We start from the raw sequence: 17,110 nt of genomic DNA on the forward strand, positions 1-17,110 counted from the left end.
AATGAAACGCGACTGGAACGCGATGGCTCAGGGGATTCTGGACGCCGTCGGTGGTCCCGAGAACATCTCGGGCATGACGCACTGCGCGACGCGCCTGCGCCTCAATCTCAAAGACGACGCGGCTTGCGACGACGCTGCGGTCAAGGAAGTCGAAGGCGTTGTGAACACGCTGAACAAGGCCGGTCAGTACCAGGTTCTCATCGGCACTGAGGTCCCGAAGCTGTACGAGAAGTTTGAGCCGCTGGTCAAGGGTTCGGGCGTGGAAATCTCCGCTGCTGCCAAGGACGAGGGCGAGAGCATCGTCAGCCAGGTCTTCTCCGCGATCTCCGGCATCTTTGCCCCGCTGCTGCCCGCCATGGCCGGCTCCGGTATCCTGCGCGGCTTCGTTATCCTGGCCGCCCAGCTCGGCATCATCGCTGAGGGCACGGGTACCTACACCATCCTGTACACCCTGGCCATGAGCGTGTTCTACTTCCTACCCGTGCTGCTCGGCTTCTCCGCCGGCAAGCGCTTCGGCGCGAGCCCGTACCTGTCGGCGCTGCTCGGCGCGTGCCTGCTCTACCCGGACTTCATCGCCCTCATGGGCGACGCGGGCAACGGCGCCATGACGGACTTCTTCGGCATCCCCGTGGTTCTCATGAACTACAACTCCACGGTTATCCCTGCCATCTTGTCTGTCTGGGTCTACTCGTACCTGTACAAGTGGCTCGATGAGCACGTTTCCGAGATGCTCAAGCTCGTCGTGCTGCCCGCCATCTCCCTGATCGTTATGGTTCCGCTCACCATGCTCGTCATCGGTCCCTTGGGCGTCTACGCTGGTGAGGCCATCGCCTTCGTGGTCAACTGGCTGATCGAGCGCAGCTCCGTGTTCGCCGGCGTGCTGGTTGGCGGCGGCTGGTCCGTGCTGGTGTCCATGGGCATCCACTGGGCCGTGAACCCCATCATGATCAACAACATCGCTCAGAACGGCTTCGACTACATCTGCCCCTTCACCTTCGCCTGCAACTTCGCCGTTATCGGCTGCGCCTTCGGCGTGTTCCTCAAGGCCCGCGACCAGAAGCTCAAGAGCTTCGCGATGACCGGTGTCGTATCGATCGCCCTGTCCGCCATCATCGAGCCCACGCTGTTCGGTATGCTCGTGAAGAACAAGAAGGTCTGGCTTGCGCAGATCATCGGCGGTGCCGTCGGCGGCGCGTTCCTCGGTATCATGAAGGTCGTCACCACTGCGTTCACCTTCGGTTCCGTCACTACGTTCCCGGCTTTCGTGAGTTCCGACCCCATGAACTTCGCTTGGGCTATGGTCGGCATGCTCATTTCCGCCGTCGTGGCCGGTGTTCTTGCCTTCGCCTTCACCGGCAAGGAGGATCAGCTCGCCTAAGAGCTTGAGGTGCGCCGCCTCTGGGATGCTATTTCACTCGACGCGCGCTGCCTCGCCTGGGGCTCGTTATCCTCGCTCGAGGAGCCCCGCCCTTGCGTGAGGCGCCTCACCTTCGTTCGAATTGTGAACGAGAGGGTTGGTCAATCGATTAAAGCGGTCGTCATCGCAACAGGTGGCGGCCACTTTTCTGCGCATGCGTTACACTTTTCGAAAAGAAATGAACGAGCGTGAAGCAGAGCGGTTTGGAGAGGTTCCCAATATGATCCCGTATGAGCGCCAGGAGCGAATTGTAGAGTGCCTGCAGAAGTCGGACCTCGTGAGGATTTCCGAGCTGCAGGAGGAGCTGCCGGGCGTCTCTATTTCGACGCTACGCCGCGACCTCAAAGAGCTGGAGGCGCTTGGCAAGGTTGAGCATCTTTCGGGCGGCGCGGTGAAGCTCGTCTCGACTGTCCACGAGGTGAGCATCTCGACGCGTTCGGGCCTACACGGAAGTGAGAAGGACCAGATCGCCCAGGTCGCCCTACGTCTTGTTGAGGACGGGGACACGCTCTACCTGGACTCGGGTTCCACCTGCACGGCGCTGCTGCGCCTGCTGGTCGACCGCGACGTGACAATTTACACGACGGATGCCTCGGCGTGCCTGATTAAGAGCGAGACGCGCGCCCAGCTCATCGTGGTGGGTGGCGAGTTCAACTATGTGAACTCCTCGTTCTGCGGTTCTATGACCGAATCGATCCTGCGCGACCTGTACTTCGATAAAGCGTTTATCGGGACCAACGCGATTGACGAGGACCGCGGCGTCATGACGCCCTCCTACGTTGAGGCGGCGAAGAAGCGCATCGTGCGTGAAAACTCGAATAAGGCGTACGTGCTGTGCGACAGCTCGAAGTTCCATCAGTTCTCGAATGTTCGCGCGTTTGGGTTTGACGGTGTGGCGATTATCGCGGAGTCCTATGACGAAAAGATCGCCCAGCGCGCGCGCCTGATCACGCCTGGAGTGTAGGGGGTCCGGGCTCAGGTCTGCGCGATTGCGGCCCCCTGGCTGCTGCTGTCCGCGTAGCGGGATTTCTTCCTAGGGAATACGATAGCGTTTCGTGGTGCGGGCTCCTGCATGATGCCAGCTAGATAGGCAAATATGGCAACGTTGTGAATCTGGAAAAGACTACAGGTTAACAACGTGGTTAAACGATTAATCAGCCAGACTGTAGATAAAGGTTAAACGATTAATTACCAACGAGTAGATAACCACCGAGCAGATAAGGAGTTCACCATGCTGCTCTGCCCCAGTCTCATGTGCGCCGACTACGGCAATCTGCGTGCGACCGTCGAGGACCTCGACGCCGCCGGCATCGACATCTTCCATTGCGACGTGATGGACGGCAGCTTCGTTCCCAATTTCGCCATGGGTCTCGAAGACATCAAGGCCGTGCGAGCTGCCACCAACAAGCTCGTCGACGTGCACCTTATGGTCGAGAATCCCTCCAGCAAGGTTGAACTTTTCGCCTCCGCCGGCGCGGACATCATCTACATCCATCCGGAGTCCGAGCGTTACGTGGTCAAGACACTCGCCGCGATTAAGTCCCTCGGCAAGAGCGCCGGTATCGCCGTGAACCCCGACACCTCTATCTCCGAGATCGAGGAGATGCTGAACCTCTGCGATTACGTGATGGTCATGACGGTGAATCCGGGTTTTGCCGGTCAGAGCTTTATAGAGTTCACGAACGACAAGGTGCGTCGCCTTGCCGCGCTGAAGGAGCGCTTCGGCTTCAAGCTCATGATCGACGGCGCTTGCTCGCCCGAGCGCGTGCGCGACCTGTCCGCCATCGGCGCGGACGGATTTATCCTGGGCACCAGTGCGCTGTTTGGCAAGGACGCTGGTTACGAGGAGTGCCTGCGCCGTCTGCGCGCCGGCGAGGTGTATTAGAAGCGGAAGGGCGAATTAGGGCGGATTGAGCGCGCGGCATGCGCGAATGGTTCTTATGGAAAGGGGTCTCTTGTGAAGATCGGTATTGGAAACGACCACGTCGCAGTCGAGTATAAGGAGGCCATCACGGCGTATATCCAGGAGAAGTACGGCTACGAAGTCGTGAACTTCGGCACGGACAGCACCGAGCGCTTTGACTATCCCATCGCGGGTGAGGCCGTGGCGGACGCTGTCATGTCCGGCGAGGTTGATCGCGGTATCGTTATCTGCGGTACGGGTGTGGGCATCTCGCTCGCCGCCAACAAGGTGCGCGGTATCCGTTGCTGCACCTGCTCTGAGCCGTATTCCGCTCGTCTGTCACGCGAGCACAACAACACCAACATGCTCGCATTTGGTGCTCGTGTGGTGGGCATCGAGCTGGCCAAGATGATCGTCGACGCCTGGCTCACCGGCGAGTTCGAGGGCGGCCGTCACCAGCGCCGCATCGATATGATTCGCCAGATCGAGGCTCGTCAGCTCGTGTGTGCGGAGGAAGCACGCGGCTGGTAGTGGAAAAGCCCGTCACCCATGTGAACTGCCTCCCATTTCTTGGACATGAGAAATGGGAGGCTTTCTTTATGCGCGTTGATTTGAGGGTGAAGCATGATGTCGAGGCCAGGAAGGCGGCCATAGGGCTCTTCGAGCTCGGGCACGGGTATAAATCTGCCGCGATTGCCCTTTCGCTTCCCGCGGAAGCCGTGAGAAGATGGCAGGAGATATACCGCGCGTTCGGGAGCGAGGTGCTGCTGCGCATGGACGGAAAGCAGGGCAGGTACACATACGAGCAGAAGGTCGCCGCCTCCGCCGTCGTCGACGGCGGCATGACGAAGACCGAGGCGATGGCGGCGTTCGGCATAATGTCGATGTCGCCGCTCAAGAAGTGGTGCGCGCTATACCGCCGGGGCGGCGCGGAGGCCCTGCGCCCGAGGCCCAAGGGCCGGCCGAGCGGTTCCAGGGCGAGGCCGCGGACCCGCGAGGAGGAGCTCGAGGAGCGGTGCCGTAGGCTCGAGGCCGAAGTGGCCTACCTAAAAAAATTACGCGCCCTGGTCGAGAGGGACGGGCTCTGACCAGGGCGAAGGCCGAAGCGGTCGCGGCCCTGCGCGCCGAGGGACACGCACTCGGGCACCTGCTCGCATGCGCCGAGCTCAAGAGGTCGACCTACTACTACGCCCTCGCGCACCCGCCGAGGCCCACGCGCCCCGAGCTCCGGGAGGCGGCCGCCGAGATCTTCTCGCGCACCGCCAACGGCTGCGGGCACCGGCAGATAGCGATGTGCCTCAGGGCGGAAGAGGGGGCCGTGATAGCCGACAAGACCGTGCTCAAGATGATGCGCGAGATGGGGATTCGCTGCGGGATCAGACGCGAGACGGCCTACCACAGGTACAACTCGTACAAGGGCGTCGTCGGCAGAACGTTCGAGAACGTGATCGCGAGGGATTTCGACGCCGGGGCCCCGTGGCAGAAGCTGGGGACGGACGTCACCGAGTTCAAGGTGGCTGGCGGCAAGGCCTACTGGGCCCCGACGCTGGACTTCTGCACCAAGGAGATTGTGGCGAGCGACATATCGACCACGCCCGACATGGCCCAGCAGGTGAGGATGCTCGACGAGCTGCTGTCCAAGATCCCCGAGGGCGCCGCCCCGACCATGCACTCGGACCGGGGCTGGCAGTACCAGCACGCCTCATACACATCCAGGCTCGAGGCCGCCGGCATCGTCCAGAGCATGTCCAGGAAGGCGAACTGCATCGACAATGCCGCCACCGAGCAGCTCTTCGGCCACGTCAAGGACGAGTTCTACAGGGGCCGCGAGTGGAAGACGTTCGAGGATTTCAAACGCGACCTGGAGGAATACATAGTCCACTGGAACACGAGCCGGAGGCAGGTAAGATTGAAGGGCCTGACCCCGGAGGAGTACCGGAATCAGGCCCTCGCGGCCTAGTCGCTATTTAGGGCGTCCAAGATTTGGGGCGCAGTTCAATGTGGTGGCGGGCTTTTTGCATGTCGCGCGTGGGATAGAACACATGCGAGAGAAAAACGCGGCTATTCGCTGCCCGCTGTCTAGCTGCTCGCGCGTTGCACGAGCTTAACGGGGACGAGCGTCTCCATCTCGGGCTCTTCGCCGCGCAGCAGGGCGAGCAGGGCCTGACATCCCTCGTGCGCGAGGCGCTCGGGGAAGCGGCGGATAGTGCTGATTTGCGGCGTCGGAAGCTGCGCATAGACGGAATCGTCGAAGCCGATGAGACGGACGTCCTCGGGTACGCGCTTGCCGGCGGCAACGAGCGCACGCAGCGCGCCCACGGCTGCGTGGTCGCTATGGGCGAAGATGCCGTCGACGGGGTAGCCCGTGGAGAGGAAGTCGGTCACGAGCTCTTCGGACTCGATGATGCTCGGCTGCTTACCCGAGACAAACAGCTGGTAGTCGCGGCGTAGCGGCATTCCGTGCGCGGCGAGCGCCCGCTCGTAGCCCATCTGGCGCTCGTTGCCGGGGTAGTTGGCGGTAAAACTCGAGATGCTCAGGATGTCCTTGCAGCCGCGCTCGATGAGGTGCTCGGTCGCCATGTAGCCACCGCCGATGTTGTCGGAGCCCACGTGTGGGAAACCGAGGTCGTTTTCGGGCGCACGGTCGATGCAGACCACGGGGATTCCGTGGGGGACGAACTCGCCGTCGAGCCTGCGCAGGCCGGAGATACAGATGATGCCGTCGGCCTGCTTGCTTGCCAGCGTGCGGAAGTAGTCGCGCTCGCGGGCAGGGTCATTGGCGCTGTTGCAAACAAAGACCGAGTAGTCCTCGGTTGCCAGCTCGCGCTCCACATGCAGGGCGATCTTGGAAAAGAAGTCGTTGGAGATGTCCGGCACGATCATGCCGATGGTCCGGGACTGGGCCATACGGAGGCTCTTCGCCGCCATGTTCGTGACGTAGCCGTATTCCTTGAGGGCGGCTTCCACGCGCTTGCGGGTGTCTTCGGAAAAACGGCCGCTGCCGTTGATGACGTGGGAGACCGTGGCGACGGATACGCCGGCCGCGACGGCAATCTGGCGCATGGATGGGCGCTTGCCTGGTGTGGGCATGGGGCCTCCTGCTGCTTTCGGGTGGTTAACAGATTAACCGAGATTGTAGCGCATGCGCGATGCCGTAATGGGTCGCTTCGAAGTCGTTTTGTCGCGCTCGGTCTGCACCTTGGATAAGAAGGAGTTCGTCGAGCACTCCGATCCGGAGCACACGCGCGCCAACATCCCGCTGTTCCAGCAGGGCATCATGATACAGCAGCTCAACTCCGAGAAGCTCGTGGTCGAGATCATGGTGAAGTTCTGCGGCCAGTAATTACTGCATCACATATTCTGTTGTCACCTGGGAGGCTCGCTTTTGCGGGCCTCTTTGCGTTGCTATGGAGCCCTGGTCTGTCGATAAACAAAGCGCCCGCTTGCTGGGGGAGCAAGCGGGCGCCTGTGAGCGAATATGTTTGCGGCGAGAGCCGTAATGAGCGGTTGGGTGGCGACTAGTTGGTCGTACCGGAATCGTCGCCCGTGCTCGTGCCCGAACCCGAGCCCGAGCCAGAAAGTGCAACCGTCAGCGTAATCGTGCTGTCGGTGGACTGCTTGCCGGTGGGGGAGACGCCCGTAACGGTGGCATCCTCGTTACCGCTCACGGGATTGCCGTTCTGGTCACAGAAGCCAATGTTATAGAAACCGGCGTTGTTGAGCGCGGTGACGGCGGCAGAGATGCTCTTGCCGTACAGGTTGCCCGGAACGCTGGCCTTGCCGGACTTCTTGGCAATGACGACGGTAATCGTGGCACCGGGCTTCTGCTTGCCGCTGGGGTTCCAGCTGATCACGGTGCCCTCGGTAACCGAGTCGTTCTCCTGGTAGCTCACGTCGACGCCAAAGCCTGCCATATCGAGGGCGTTTCGCGCCTGGGCCTCGGTCATGTCGGTCAGGTCGGGGACGGACGTGGTATCCGGGCCGCTCGAGACCTTGTACGAGATGGTCGTGCCCTTCTCGACTTCCTTACCGGCTTCGGTGACCTGCTCAAAGACCTGGCCCTCATCGGCCTCGTTGGCCTCCTCGGTGGCGTTGCCCTTTAGGCCAACGCTTGCCAGTGCCGCCTCTGCCTGGTCCTTGGTTAGACCGACAAGCTGGGGAACCTCAACCTTCTCGGAGGGCTTGGGGCCCTTGGAGATCACCAGGTTCACCTTGGTGCCTTTGGGCTTCTTGGTGTTGCCGTTGGGGGTCTGCTCGGCAACCTTGCCCTCGTCGACATCGTCGTTATAGCTCTGGTCGATGGTGCCGACCTCAAGGCCTTCCTCCTTGATCAGCTCGACGGCAGTCTGCTGGTCCTTGCCCAGCACGTCGGGCACGGTGACCTGTTCGTCGCCAAAGAGTCCTGTGGCAAAGGCCACCACGATGCCGATGACGGCAACAGCTGCCACCACGGCGGCGATGATCTTGTTTTTGTTGGACTTGGGCTTTTCGACCTCGTAGGAGCCGGTGGAGCCCGAAACCGAGCTACGGGCGGTATTCTGGCCGCTCACGCCCGAGACGGGACGCACCATGGCGCGCGTCTGATCGGAAAGCTCGCGAGTCTTGGTGGCGCCCAGCTCACCGGGGGCACCGATGATGCGCGTGGGCTCTGAAATGTTGACGGCACGACCGGACAGGTAGCTGTTGAGCACCTGACGCAGCTCGTCGGCGGTCTGGAAGCGGTTTGCCGGGTCCTTCTCCATGCACTTAAGGATGATGCGCTCAAGGTCGGCATCGACACCGGAGTTGATCTGGCTCGGCGGAATAGGCAGCTCGTTGACCTGCTTGAGTGCGACCGAGATAGCGTCGTCACCGTCAAAGGGAACGCGGCCGGTGGCGCACTCATACATCACGACGCCCAGCGAGTAGATATCCGAGGTGGGGCCGAGGTCCTGACCGCGGGTCTGCTCGGGGCTGACGTAGTGGGCGGTTCCCAGCACGTTGTTGTCTTGCGTGAGGTGGCTGTTCTTGGCGCGCGCGATGCCAAAGTCCATGACCTTGATGTTGCCGTCGGGCAGCACCATGATGTTCTGCGGCTTGATGTCGCGGTGGATGATCTCGTGCTTGTGGGCGACCGAGAGTGCAGAGCTGATCTGCGATCCGATCTGGGCGACCTTCTTGGGGTCGAGGGCACCGTGGCTCTTGATTCCGCTCTTAAGGTCGGTACCGCGCAGGTACTCCATGACGATGTAATAGGTGTCGCCGTCCTTGCCCCAATCGTAGACGCCAACGATATAGGGGGAGGAGAGACCGGCTGCTGCCTGGGCCTCCTGCTTAAAGCGTGCGGCGAAGGTTGCGTCGCCAGCATACTGTGGCAGCATGATCTTGACGGCTACCGTGCGGTCGAGGACCTGGTCCTGTGCACGGTAGACGGTCGCCATACCGCCTGTCCCCACCTTATCCTTGAGGAGGTATCTTCCCCCGAGGACCCTCTGTTCCATTCCTGCTCCTAACATAACTATTCGCTCAACGATGTGTGTAGTACCTACGATGTGGCCGCTGGGGCCGTGTGGCGCGTTGCCGCTAACTCTTCGGCCGCGGCGCGCCTCGGGTGTCCGATTCGATCATGGGCATCACGCTCCCTGTGCGGCGAGCGCCGCGGTCAGGACGATGCCGGCAATCTTGGCCGCCTTGACGTCGTGTTTGTCGTAATCCTCCAAGGCCACCGAGATGGCGACCGTGGGTGAATCGTAAGGTGCAAAGCCAACGAACATCGAGTTGACGTTGGTGCCGCCGATCTCGGCCGAGCCGGTCTTGCCGGCGACCTTGACGCCGGGGACCTGGGCATCGGTGCCGGTACCGGACTGGACGACGGCGAGCATGGCCTGCTTGACCTGGTCGGCCGTGGCAGAGCTGACAGCCTGGCCCAGCGAGCGGGACTGCGTGGTCTTAACCACGGTTCCGTCTGGGGCGAGTACCTGGGCTACAAAGTACGGGTCCATGACCACGCCACTGTTAGCGATGGCGGCGGCAATCACGGCGTTTTGCATGACGGTGGTCTGCGGGCCGGGCGTGTGGTCCATGCCGACAGGCTGGCCGGCGCCGGCCCAGGCGGTCTCCCACTCGGTCATGAGCGACGGGTCGGCCATGATGGAGGCCGTGGAGGTCAGGTCCTGGCCGAGCTCTTGGCCGTAGCCAAAGGCGTTGGTAAACTGCACGAGCGTGTTTGCGCCAACTTCGTTTGCCACCTGGCCAAAGACGACGTTGGAGGACACGGCAAAGGCCTGCTGCAGGCTGATGGTGCCGTAGCTCTCGTTGGCATAGTTGATGACCGGTGCGTTGCCGATGTCCATGGAGCCGGGCGCCTGGTAGGTGCTGGTAAGGCTGGCGGTACCGGTCTCGAGTGCCGCGGAAAGCGTAACGACCTTAAACGTGGAGCCCGGCGTGTACAGCGCGTCCATGGCGCGATTGTACATGGAGCCGTCCTCGCCGCCGCCCGCCTGCAGCAGGGCGTCGATGTTGGTGTTGTCGTAGGTGGGCGAGCTGGCACATGCGAGTACCGCGCCGGTACGCGGGTCGATGACCACTACAGCGCCCTTAAAGCCCTTGAGTGCCTGCTCGGCAGCTGTCTGGATACGCGAGTCGATGGTGAGCTTGGCGGTGTTGCCCGGCTGGGTCTGGCCCGCGAGCGACGCGATGGCGTTGTTCCAGCTGGAGTAATCCTTGGAGCCGGTGAGCGTGTCGTTCATGACACTCTCGATGGCGGTGGTGCCAAACTGCTGGCTCACGTAGCCAACCACGTGCGCTGCCAGGTTGCCGTTGGGGTAGGAGCGTACGTAGGTGCCGTCCTCCTGCTGCAGCGACTCGGCCAGCGTCACGCCGTCGGACGTGATGATGGAGCCGCGCTGGATGTACTTGGAGCGGGCGATGGTGTGGTTGTTGGTCGGCATATCCTGATAGTCCTTGGCCTTGATGACCTGGACATAGGTGAGGTTGCCGATAAGGATGGCAAACAGCGCCGTAAAGGCTAGCACCGCACGGGTTAGACGGTTGGCGAGCGCAACGCGGCCGAGCACACCGGATTCAGGCGTGTCGAGCAGGCGGCGGCGCATGCGCGAGCCGACGGAATGGCTGCCACTGCCGTAGGAAGACGAGGTGGCAAAGCGCGTGCCCGTCGGGGCGGCGGCAGATGCGACCTGATCATCGGTGATGGCGGCCATGGTGCCGGTGCCGGTAAGCTCTGCCTCGCGTCCGGTTGCCTCGTCACCGGCGCGCAGCAGAAGCGCGACGATGATAAAGCTCGCCAGCAGCGAGGAGCCGCCCTGGCTCATAAAAGGCAGGGTGACGCCGGTCAGCGGGATCAGGCGGGTTACGCCGCCAACGATCAAGAAGGCCTGGAAGCTGATGGCGGCCGTAAGGCCCGTGGCACTAAAGGCTGCGAGGTCGGATTTAGCGCGGGCAGCCGTGGTGAGGCCACGCACGGCAAAGAGCATAAACAGGATGAGCACGGCGCCGCCGCCCAAAAGGCCCATCTCCTCGCCGATAGCCGAGAAGATAAAGTCGGACTCGACGACGGGGATGTTGTTGGCCATGCCGTTGCCGATGCCAACACCGACCAGACCGCCATCGGCAAGCGAGAAGAGCGACTGGACGATCTGGTAGCCCTGGCCCTGGGCGTCCTTAAAAGGATCGACCCAAACCTGGAAACGTACCTGAACGTGAGACAGGAACTTGTAGGCGCCCACGGCTCCAACGGCTAAGAGCGCAAGGCCGATAACGACATACGAGAATCGTCCCGTGGCAACGTAGAGCATCAGCAAGAAGATGGTGTAGAACAGTACGGCCGAACCCAGGTCGCGTTCGAAGACGACGACGAGCAGGCACACACCCCACACGGCAAACAGCGGCAGCAGCAGTCGCAGGCGAGGGATCTTAAAGCCCAGGATCTTGCGGTTGGAGATGGAGAGCAACTCGCGGTTCTCGGCCAAGTAGCCGGCCAGGAACAGCACGATAAAGACCTTGGCGAACTCGCCGGGCTGGATGGTAAAGCCCGCGATGCGAATCCACAGCTTGGAGCCCGAGATCGTAGTGCCGATAAAGATGGGCAGCATCAGCAGAATGATGCCGACAATGCCAAAGGTGTACTTGTAGCGCATGACCACGTCGAGGTTTCTGACCAGTGCAAGCGTTCCCACCATGAGCGCCACCGAGACAAACAGGATGATGAGCTGTGAGATGGCGAGAGCGGGGGCGAGGCGTGTCACGAACGTGATGCCGATGCCCGAAAGTATAAATACGATGGGCAGGATGGCGGGGTCGGCGCCAGGCGCCAAGATGCGCACGGCGATATGTGCTGCGGCGAAGGCGGCGAAGAGGCCGATCGGTACGGCGAGCGTCTCAAAGGAGATGGCAGCGCCCGCGGTGAGGACGTACATCGCATACAGCAGGATGACGGGGAACGCCGAGGCGATGAGCAAGAGCAGTTCGGTGTTGCGGCGACTCATAAGCGGCACTCCCTTTCTAATTCTTATCGGAGGCTTCGGCCTCGGCGGACTGTTCGGCGGTTTTCTCGGAATCTGATTCGGAGGTCGATCCCTGGTCGGTGTTGTCGCGAATCGTTTGCGCGTCGATCACCTGGCGGGTCTGCTCCTCGTCGATCTGGTGGCGGTACTTGGATATCGTGTCCTGCGCATCGTCGACACTTGTTTGCGGAATGCCCGCCTTGAGGCGGTTTTGCGTGTCTTCGGGCAGGTCGGACAGCTTGATACTGGTTTCGCTTTCGAGCCAGTGGAGCTTGAGTCCGAGTGGCTTGCCGGGCAGGCCGCGCCAGACGGCGACATTGCCCTGGTAGGTACCCAGGTAGTACGAGCCGGTGACACCCGTGTAGGCCCAGATGGCAGCCGCCAGCACCAAGACGAGACCTAAGACGACGCCGATGGTGACGTTGCGGCGACGCACGCGTTGCGCCTCGCGCATAACGCCATCGTCAACCAGGTCAACGACTACTACGGTCACGTTGTCGTGGCCGCCGGCGGCAAGCGCCGCGTCCACTAGGTTGTCGACGCAGATTTGCGCGGTTGAGGACTGCGTGGCGATGTTCTCGATATCGCTATCGGGAATCATGCTCGAAAGGCCGTCAGAGCACAGGATCAGGCGGTCGCCTTCCTCGATATGCAGAGTGAAGTGGTCGGCATACATGGCGGGGTCTGAGCCCAGCGCACGGGTGATGACCGAACGGTTGGGGTGGACGCGAGCCTCGTCTGCCGTGATCTCGCCGGCGTCCACGAGCTCCTCCACGTAGGAGTGATCGCGGGTCACGCGGATGAGCGTGCCCTCGTGGAGCAGGTAGGCGCGAGAGTCACCCACGTGGGCGATGGCGAGCGTGTCGTTTTCGATATAGGCGCAAGTGGCTGTGCAGCCCATGCCGGGCTTGCCTAGGCCGTTCAGGGCCGCCTCGATTACGGCGGCGTTGGCTGCCTCGACGGCTGCGGCCAGGCGTCCTGCGTCGGCGGACTGCGGGGCCGTCTTGGCAATAGTCTCGACGGCGATAGAAGAGGCTACCTCGCCGGCGGCGTGACCGCCCATGCCGTCGCATACGCAAAAGAGCGGCGACTGCACCAGGTAGGAATCCTCATTGTGCGGGCGCACACAGCCAACGTCGGAGCGGGCACCCCACATGAGTTGCGTGGTGGTGCCGGCATCATAGGTCGAGTCGGTCTCGATGCGCTCCTCGGTCAGGGGCTCAAAGCTCATGGTCGAGCCGGGGTCTTTGAGCTTGGCTTCAACGGCGGCTACGTCGATCTCGGCTGTGTCACCGGGAGAGACGGTGTCGGTCTCGGCGTTTGATTCGGAATCGCCGGTGTCCGGAGAGTCGGGCTCCTCGGGCACGCGGGCGGTCGACTCGTCGTCTTGCGGGCTGACGTCTATAGGCTCGGGTGTCGCAAAGTGCGACGGCGCGGGCGTGCTTTGCGACTGGGCGGCGGGCTCGGCCACGGCATCGGACTCGCTTGCGGGCGCAGGCTGCGGGGTCTTGGGCGCAGGGCCGTCCTCGGGGGATGGCCCTGCCTCGGGCGCCGGCGTAGACGCGGGCGCAACCTCGGATGACGGGGCTATGGGAAACGCCGGCGCGGCGGGCTCGGGTGCCGCAAACACCGCAGCGCTCTCGTTGATTGCCGCGGCGACGGGCTCTGCAAAGTGAGCCGGCGCCGGGGTTGCTTCGGGCGCTGCGGGCTGTTCCGCAGCATGTGCGCCGATGGGCGCCGCTACGGCATCCTCTTCGTCCTCGTTATCGGCGAGATCCGAAATATCATGCGTTACATGCGAAAGAGGCAGGGAGAACACGGTGTCCTCGGGCTCCACGGGTGCGGAGCCCGCCGGAGCGGCGTGGGCCGGCGCAGCTGTGGCGGCGGCCGGTGCCTCGGTCATAGTTGCGGACTTGTTCTCCTCGTCGATCATCGACGGTTCACCTTCATGACCACGTCGCCAATCTGGACTTCGTCGCCCTCACGCAGCGTCGCGGGCTCCACGAGCTGGCGGCCGTTGACGAGCGTGCCGTTAAGCGAGTTGAGGTCCTCGATGATGAGCGCCGGGCCCTGCAGCGAAAAGCGCGCATGCGAGGCCGAGACGAACGGTTCGTTGATGCAGATGTCCGAAGATGGCGAACGACCGACGATGACGGGGCCGAGCATGTCTACGTGGATGCCGCGGATACCGCGCGGACCCTTGTCCACATCAATCGTCCAGATAGCCGAGTCGCGGCGCTGCCCGCGCACAAGTCCCACGCCGGTCTTCATGACGGCGAACAGGAAGATATAGAGCAGGGCGACCAGGACGATGCGGCCTGCAAAAAGGACGATATCGATGTTCATAAGCGACTATCCCCTAAATTCAAAGGTGCTCAGGCCAAACGTCAGCAGATCGCCGTTGCGCAGCGGGCAGCGCGTAATGCGGCGGTTGTTGACGAGCGTGCCGTTGGTGGAATTGAGGTCCTCGATCGACCAATCCGAGCCCGTAAAGGTGAGCTGGGCGTGGCGACGCGACACGTTGGGGTCGCGCAGGGCAATGTCGGAAACCGAGCGCTCGCGACCGATGGTCACCTGTGCGGAGGTGATGCTATGGCTCTCGCCGCTCACGACGTCGACGAGCTGGGCGAGCGGGCGCTGCGGGGCGCGGGTGCTCGCCATGTTGGAGGCGATGCCGGCTGCGGCGCCTAGGCCCACGGCGGCACCGGTCGCGGCGGCTCCGCCCATGCCGGCAAGCGCGTCGCGCGAGACGGTCTGCGGCACCGGGATAGGAGCGGCGGGGTCGGGGACGCTAGGCGCGAAGGGATCTGCCACGGCAAGCGGGTCGGGAGCGGCGGCGCGAGGCGTCGGCTGCTGCTGGGGCATGGCGGCGGGGCGCTGCTGCTGCGGGGCAGCAAACTGCTGCTGGCCGGCGCGCGGGGCGCTGGCGGCACGGCTTGCCGCGGAGTTGTTCTGGCCCAGGCCGTTTTGATAGGCGCGCTCTTCTTCGTACAGGCGGCCGAGCGTGGGGGCATCGACGTTCTCGGCAAAGACCGAGAACTTGCCGGCGCGCAGCTGCGGATCGATCATAAAGCGCACGAGGGGCTCGCCGACAAAGACATAGCGGCGCTTTTCGGCCTGCGCCTTCACGAACTCGCGGACCTCGCGCGAAAGCTCGGGGTAGAACGGGGCGAGCATGGGATCGTCGTCGGCGGCGATAAGGATGGTATAGAGTGCCGGCGCCGTGTTGACGCCGTTGATCACCAGAGTCTGATCCTCCATGTCGCGAGCGGCCTGCTTGGCAAGCTTCTTAAAGGAGAACGGGGCACGGGTGGCACCGAAGATGCCGGCCACGTGGTCCTCGAAGATGTTCAGGAAGTTCACGAAAGATCACTCTCCGTATAGGTTCTTTGGTATCCGAGCAAATATAGGCATATCCCAACGATTATAGAGGATAGGATTCCCGCAACCGCCGCCTTGGCGATGACCGCGGCTGCAAGGCTGGCAATTTCCATATGGTGTGCAAGACAGGACGCCGCTGCGCAGCCGATGCCGGTGACAGCGATGGCGGCGATTGCGGCAAGGTTTGAGCCCTGATTGGCACGCTTGGCATGGACATTGAGCAGCGCAGATGACGCCGCGGCAGTTGCCGCGACCAGCACAAAGGCAGCCCAAAGGAGCGGGTCTCCCAGCGCTGCGGCAACGTTACCGAGCCCCAGCACGCCTCCGGCTGAAAGCGCGACCGTGGCCAGACGGGCAAAAAGTGCGCCCATGCCCGTTGCCGCGGCGGCGCTTGCCGGGCCGAGCCAAAATGACGCGACGCCGGCGGTGACCCCAGCTGCCAGGAAGGTATTGCCGGTCAGACAGCCAAGCGCGAGTGCACAGGTGAGTGCGGAGCTCGCGGCAGCCTCGGTGCGACCCCAGGCGATCCACCAACCGGACATGGCGGCGGCAAAGATCACCGCGACGGGCAACATTGACAGGATGCCCTGTGCCTGCATGGTGGCGTTTGCCATGAGCACCAAAAAGCCCACAGCCGAGATGGCCGAGCCAATCTGGGGGGCCAGGCCGGCCGCCGCTCCGATCGCGATAGCCGCAATGACCAGGCCGGGAAGCGCCGCGACCCCAGCCGTTTGCATCAGCAAAAAGCTAAAGGTGCCGCACGCTAGCGCCGAGATAGCGCGCATGGTGTAGTCGCGCGCATGGCTCCAGCGCGTGCCCGCCCAGCCGAGTGCGGGGTCGACCTCGATGGCGTCGTCCTCGTAGCACGACGGCTCGATATCGTCGAGCTCCTGCTCGTCATCCGAAAGCTCGCCAACCATTTGCTCCAAGCTGCGACGGCCCTCGCGTACGCTGCCCAGACCGGCAAGGAGCTGGTCGCAAAATGCCTCGATGCTGCTGGGGCGGTCCTGCGGCATGGGGGAGAGCGCGCTCATGAGCGCGCTCTCGGCTCCCGGGGGAAAGTGTGGTATCAGCTCGCTGGGATAGGTGGCGCCGCCGATGATACGGTCGAGCGAGTCGGCGGGCGTGGCCGCCATAAAGGGAGCGCTGCCGCACAAGCCCTCATAGATAACGCAGGCAAGGGCAAAGACATCAGCGCGTTCGTCGACCGTGCCGGTCTCGATATCGAGCTGCTCGGGCGGCATGTAGCCGATGGTGCCGCCGCGCGAGCCGCCAAAGCCACCGGCGGACGACAGCCGCGCCATGCCAAAGTCGGTGAGCTTTACATTGCCCGAGTGGTCGATGAGCACGTTGGCGGGCTTAATGTCCAGGTGGAGTACGCCATTACTATGGGCGAAGGTGAGCGCCTGGCCCAGGGCATCGGCAATGGCCGCGGCCTCGTCAAAGGTAAGTGAGTGGCCGTCCACGCGATGCAAAAACTCGGCTAGCGACATGCCATCGACATATTCCATAACCAGGTAGGCATAGGCGGTGTCGTGCGTAAAGTCGATAACCTGCACGATATTGGGATGTTGAAGCATAGCGGCAGTGTGCGCCTCGCGCAGGACATCCATGATGTCGCTGGCGGGCATGCCGGAACCGTTGATAAGGGGGATGCGCTTAATGGCGACGCGGCGGCGCAGGTGCGTGTCGCGGCAGATCTCGATGGAGCCAAAACCGCCGGTCGCAAGCGTCTCGAGCGGCTGGTACCGCTTGAGCAGCTCGCGAGAGCTGGTGCCCTCCAAAGGAACGTCCGGCGAGAACCGGGCGGTATGTTGCGAGAAAAGCGGCATGGCCAACCCTCGTGCGTTTAAAGTTCGTTTGCGAGCGGCGGGTGCGGGGCCAAGCCGTTCGCGGTGGCATAGATGC

The 17,110-nt window shown here is 62.9% G+C and carries 14 protein-coding genes; 7 read left to right on the forward strand and 7 right to left on the reverse strand.

The genetic code is table 11. The features are described 5' to 3' along the window. Position 1 precedes the first annotated feature (1 nt). The 6 genes from DXD94_RS04625 (at position 2) to DXD94_RS04650 (ending at position 5,280) form a co-directional block, all read left to right on the forward strand. Positions 2-1,378, forward strand: coding sequence for a PTS transporter subunit EIIC (locus DXD94_RS04625; RefSeq protein WP_117763367.1), 1,377 nt, complete (start codon positions 2-4; stop codon positions 1,376-1,378). Positions 1,379-1,595: 217 nt separating this feature from the next. Beyond that, positions 1,596-2,381 carry a DeoR/GlpR family DNA-binding transcription regulator gene (locus DXD94_RS04630; protein ID WP_233540319.1) on the forward strand — a complete coding sequence of 262 codons (786 nt, stop codon included), beginning with the start codon at positions 1,596-1,598 and terminating at the stop codon, positions 2,379-2,381. A 267-nt stretch (positions 2,382-2,648) separates the two neighbouring features. Then, positions 2,649-3,302 carry a ribulose-phosphate 3-epimerase gene (locus DXD94_RS04635; protein ID WP_117763368.1) on the forward strand — a complete coding sequence of 218 codons (654 nt, stop codon included), beginning with the start codon at positions 2,649-2,651 and terminating at the stop codon, positions 3,300-3,302. Between the two features lie 72 nt (positions 3,303-3,374). Continuing rightward, complete coding sequence (gene rpiB / locus DXD94_RS04640; protein ID WP_117763369.1) at positions 3,375-3,851, forward strand: ribose 5-phosphate isomerase B; 477 nt, start codon at positions 3,375-3,377, stop codon at positions 3,849-3,851. Then, entirely contained in the window at positions 3,851-4,408 is a 558-nt protein-coding gene (locus DXD94_RS04645) for a helix-turn-helix domain-containing protein (RefSeq protein WP_304485479.1), read from the forward strand. The genes rpiB and DXD94_RS04645 overlap by 1 nt, the downstream gene beginning before the upstream one ends. 29 nt (positions 4,409-4,437) lie before the next feature. Next, positions 4,438-5,280: an IS3 family transposase gene (locus DXD94_RS04650; RefSeq protein WP_233540320.1), complete on the forward strand. Its 843-nt coding sequence runs from the start codon at positions 4,438-4,440 to the stop codon at positions 5,278-5,280. A gap of 119 nt (positions 5,281-5,399) precedes the next feature. Here the strand turns inward: DXD94_RS04650 and DXD94_RS04655 are convergent, their stop codons facing one another. Further along, entirely contained in the window at positions 5,400-6,410 is a 1,011-nt protein-coding gene (locus tag DXD94_RS04655; protein WP_117763371.1) for a LacI family DNA-binding transcriptional regulator, read from the reverse strand. A gap of 52 nt (positions 6,411-6,462) precedes the next feature. On the opposite strand from DXD94_RS04655, the gene DXD94_RS04660 reads away from it, so the two are divergent. Then, the gene (locus DXD94_RS04660; RefSeq protein WP_117763372.1) at positions 6,463-6,663 is read left to right on the forward strand and encodes a hypothetical protein; all 201 of its coding nucleotides are present in this window, start codon (positions 6,463-6,465) and stop codon (positions 6,661-6,663) included. Between the two features lie 175 nt (positions 6,664-6,838). Here DXD94_RS04660 and pknB read toward each other — a convergent pair whose 3' ends face one another. From pknB to DXD94_RS04690, 6 genes are all read right to left on the reverse strand, one after another. Beyond that, positions 6,839-8,800, reverse strand: a complete 1,962-nt coding sequence (pknB, locus tag DXD94_RS04665; protein ID WP_117735397.1) for a Stk1 family PASTA domain-containing Ser/Thr kinase — start codon at positions 8,798-8,800, stop codon at positions 6,839-6,841. Between the two features lie 132 nt (positions 8,801-8,932). After that, entirely contained in the window at positions 8,933-11,803 is a 2,871-nt protein-coding gene (locus DXD94_RS04670) for an FtsW/RodA/SpoVE family cell cycle protein (RefSeq protein WP_117763373.1), read from the reverse strand. A 16-nt stretch (positions 11,804-11,819) separates the two neighbouring features. Then, complete coding sequence (locus DXD94_RS04675; RefSeq protein ID WP_117763374.1) at positions 11,820-13,754, reverse strand: Stp1/IreP family PP2C-type Ser/Thr phosphatase; 1,935 nt, start codon at positions 13,752-13,754, stop codon at positions 11,820-11,822. Further along, positions 13,751-14,167, reverse strand: coding sequence for an FHA domain-containing protein (locus DXD94_RS04680; protein WP_006235180.1), 417 nt, complete (start codon positions 14,165-14,167; stop codon positions 13,751-13,753). Before DXD94_RS04680 ends, DXD94_RS04675 begins: the two co-directional genes overlap by 4 nt. 6 nt (positions 14,168-14,173) lie before the next feature. After that, positions 14,174-15,184 carry an FhaA domain-containing protein gene (locus DXD94_RS04685; RefSeq protein ID WP_070097545.1) on the reverse strand — a complete coding sequence of 337 codons (1,011 nt, stop codon included), beginning with the start codon at positions 15,182-15,184 and terminating at the stop codon, positions 14,174-14,176. After that, positions 15,181-17,034 (reverse strand): serine/threonine-protein kinase, encoded by a 1,854-nt coding sequence (locus DXD94_RS04690; protein WP_117763375.1) that lies wholly within the window; start codon positions 17,032-17,034, stop codon positions 15,181-15,183. Before DXD94_RS04690 ends, DXD94_RS04685 begins: the two co-directional genes overlap by 4 nt. Positions 17,035-17,110 lie beyond the last annotated feature (76 nt).

This window comes from Collinsella sp. TM10-22 (assembly GCF_003466125.1).
Lineage (GTDB): Bacteria > Actinomycetota > Coriobacteriia > Coriobacteriales > Coriobacteriaceae > Collinsella.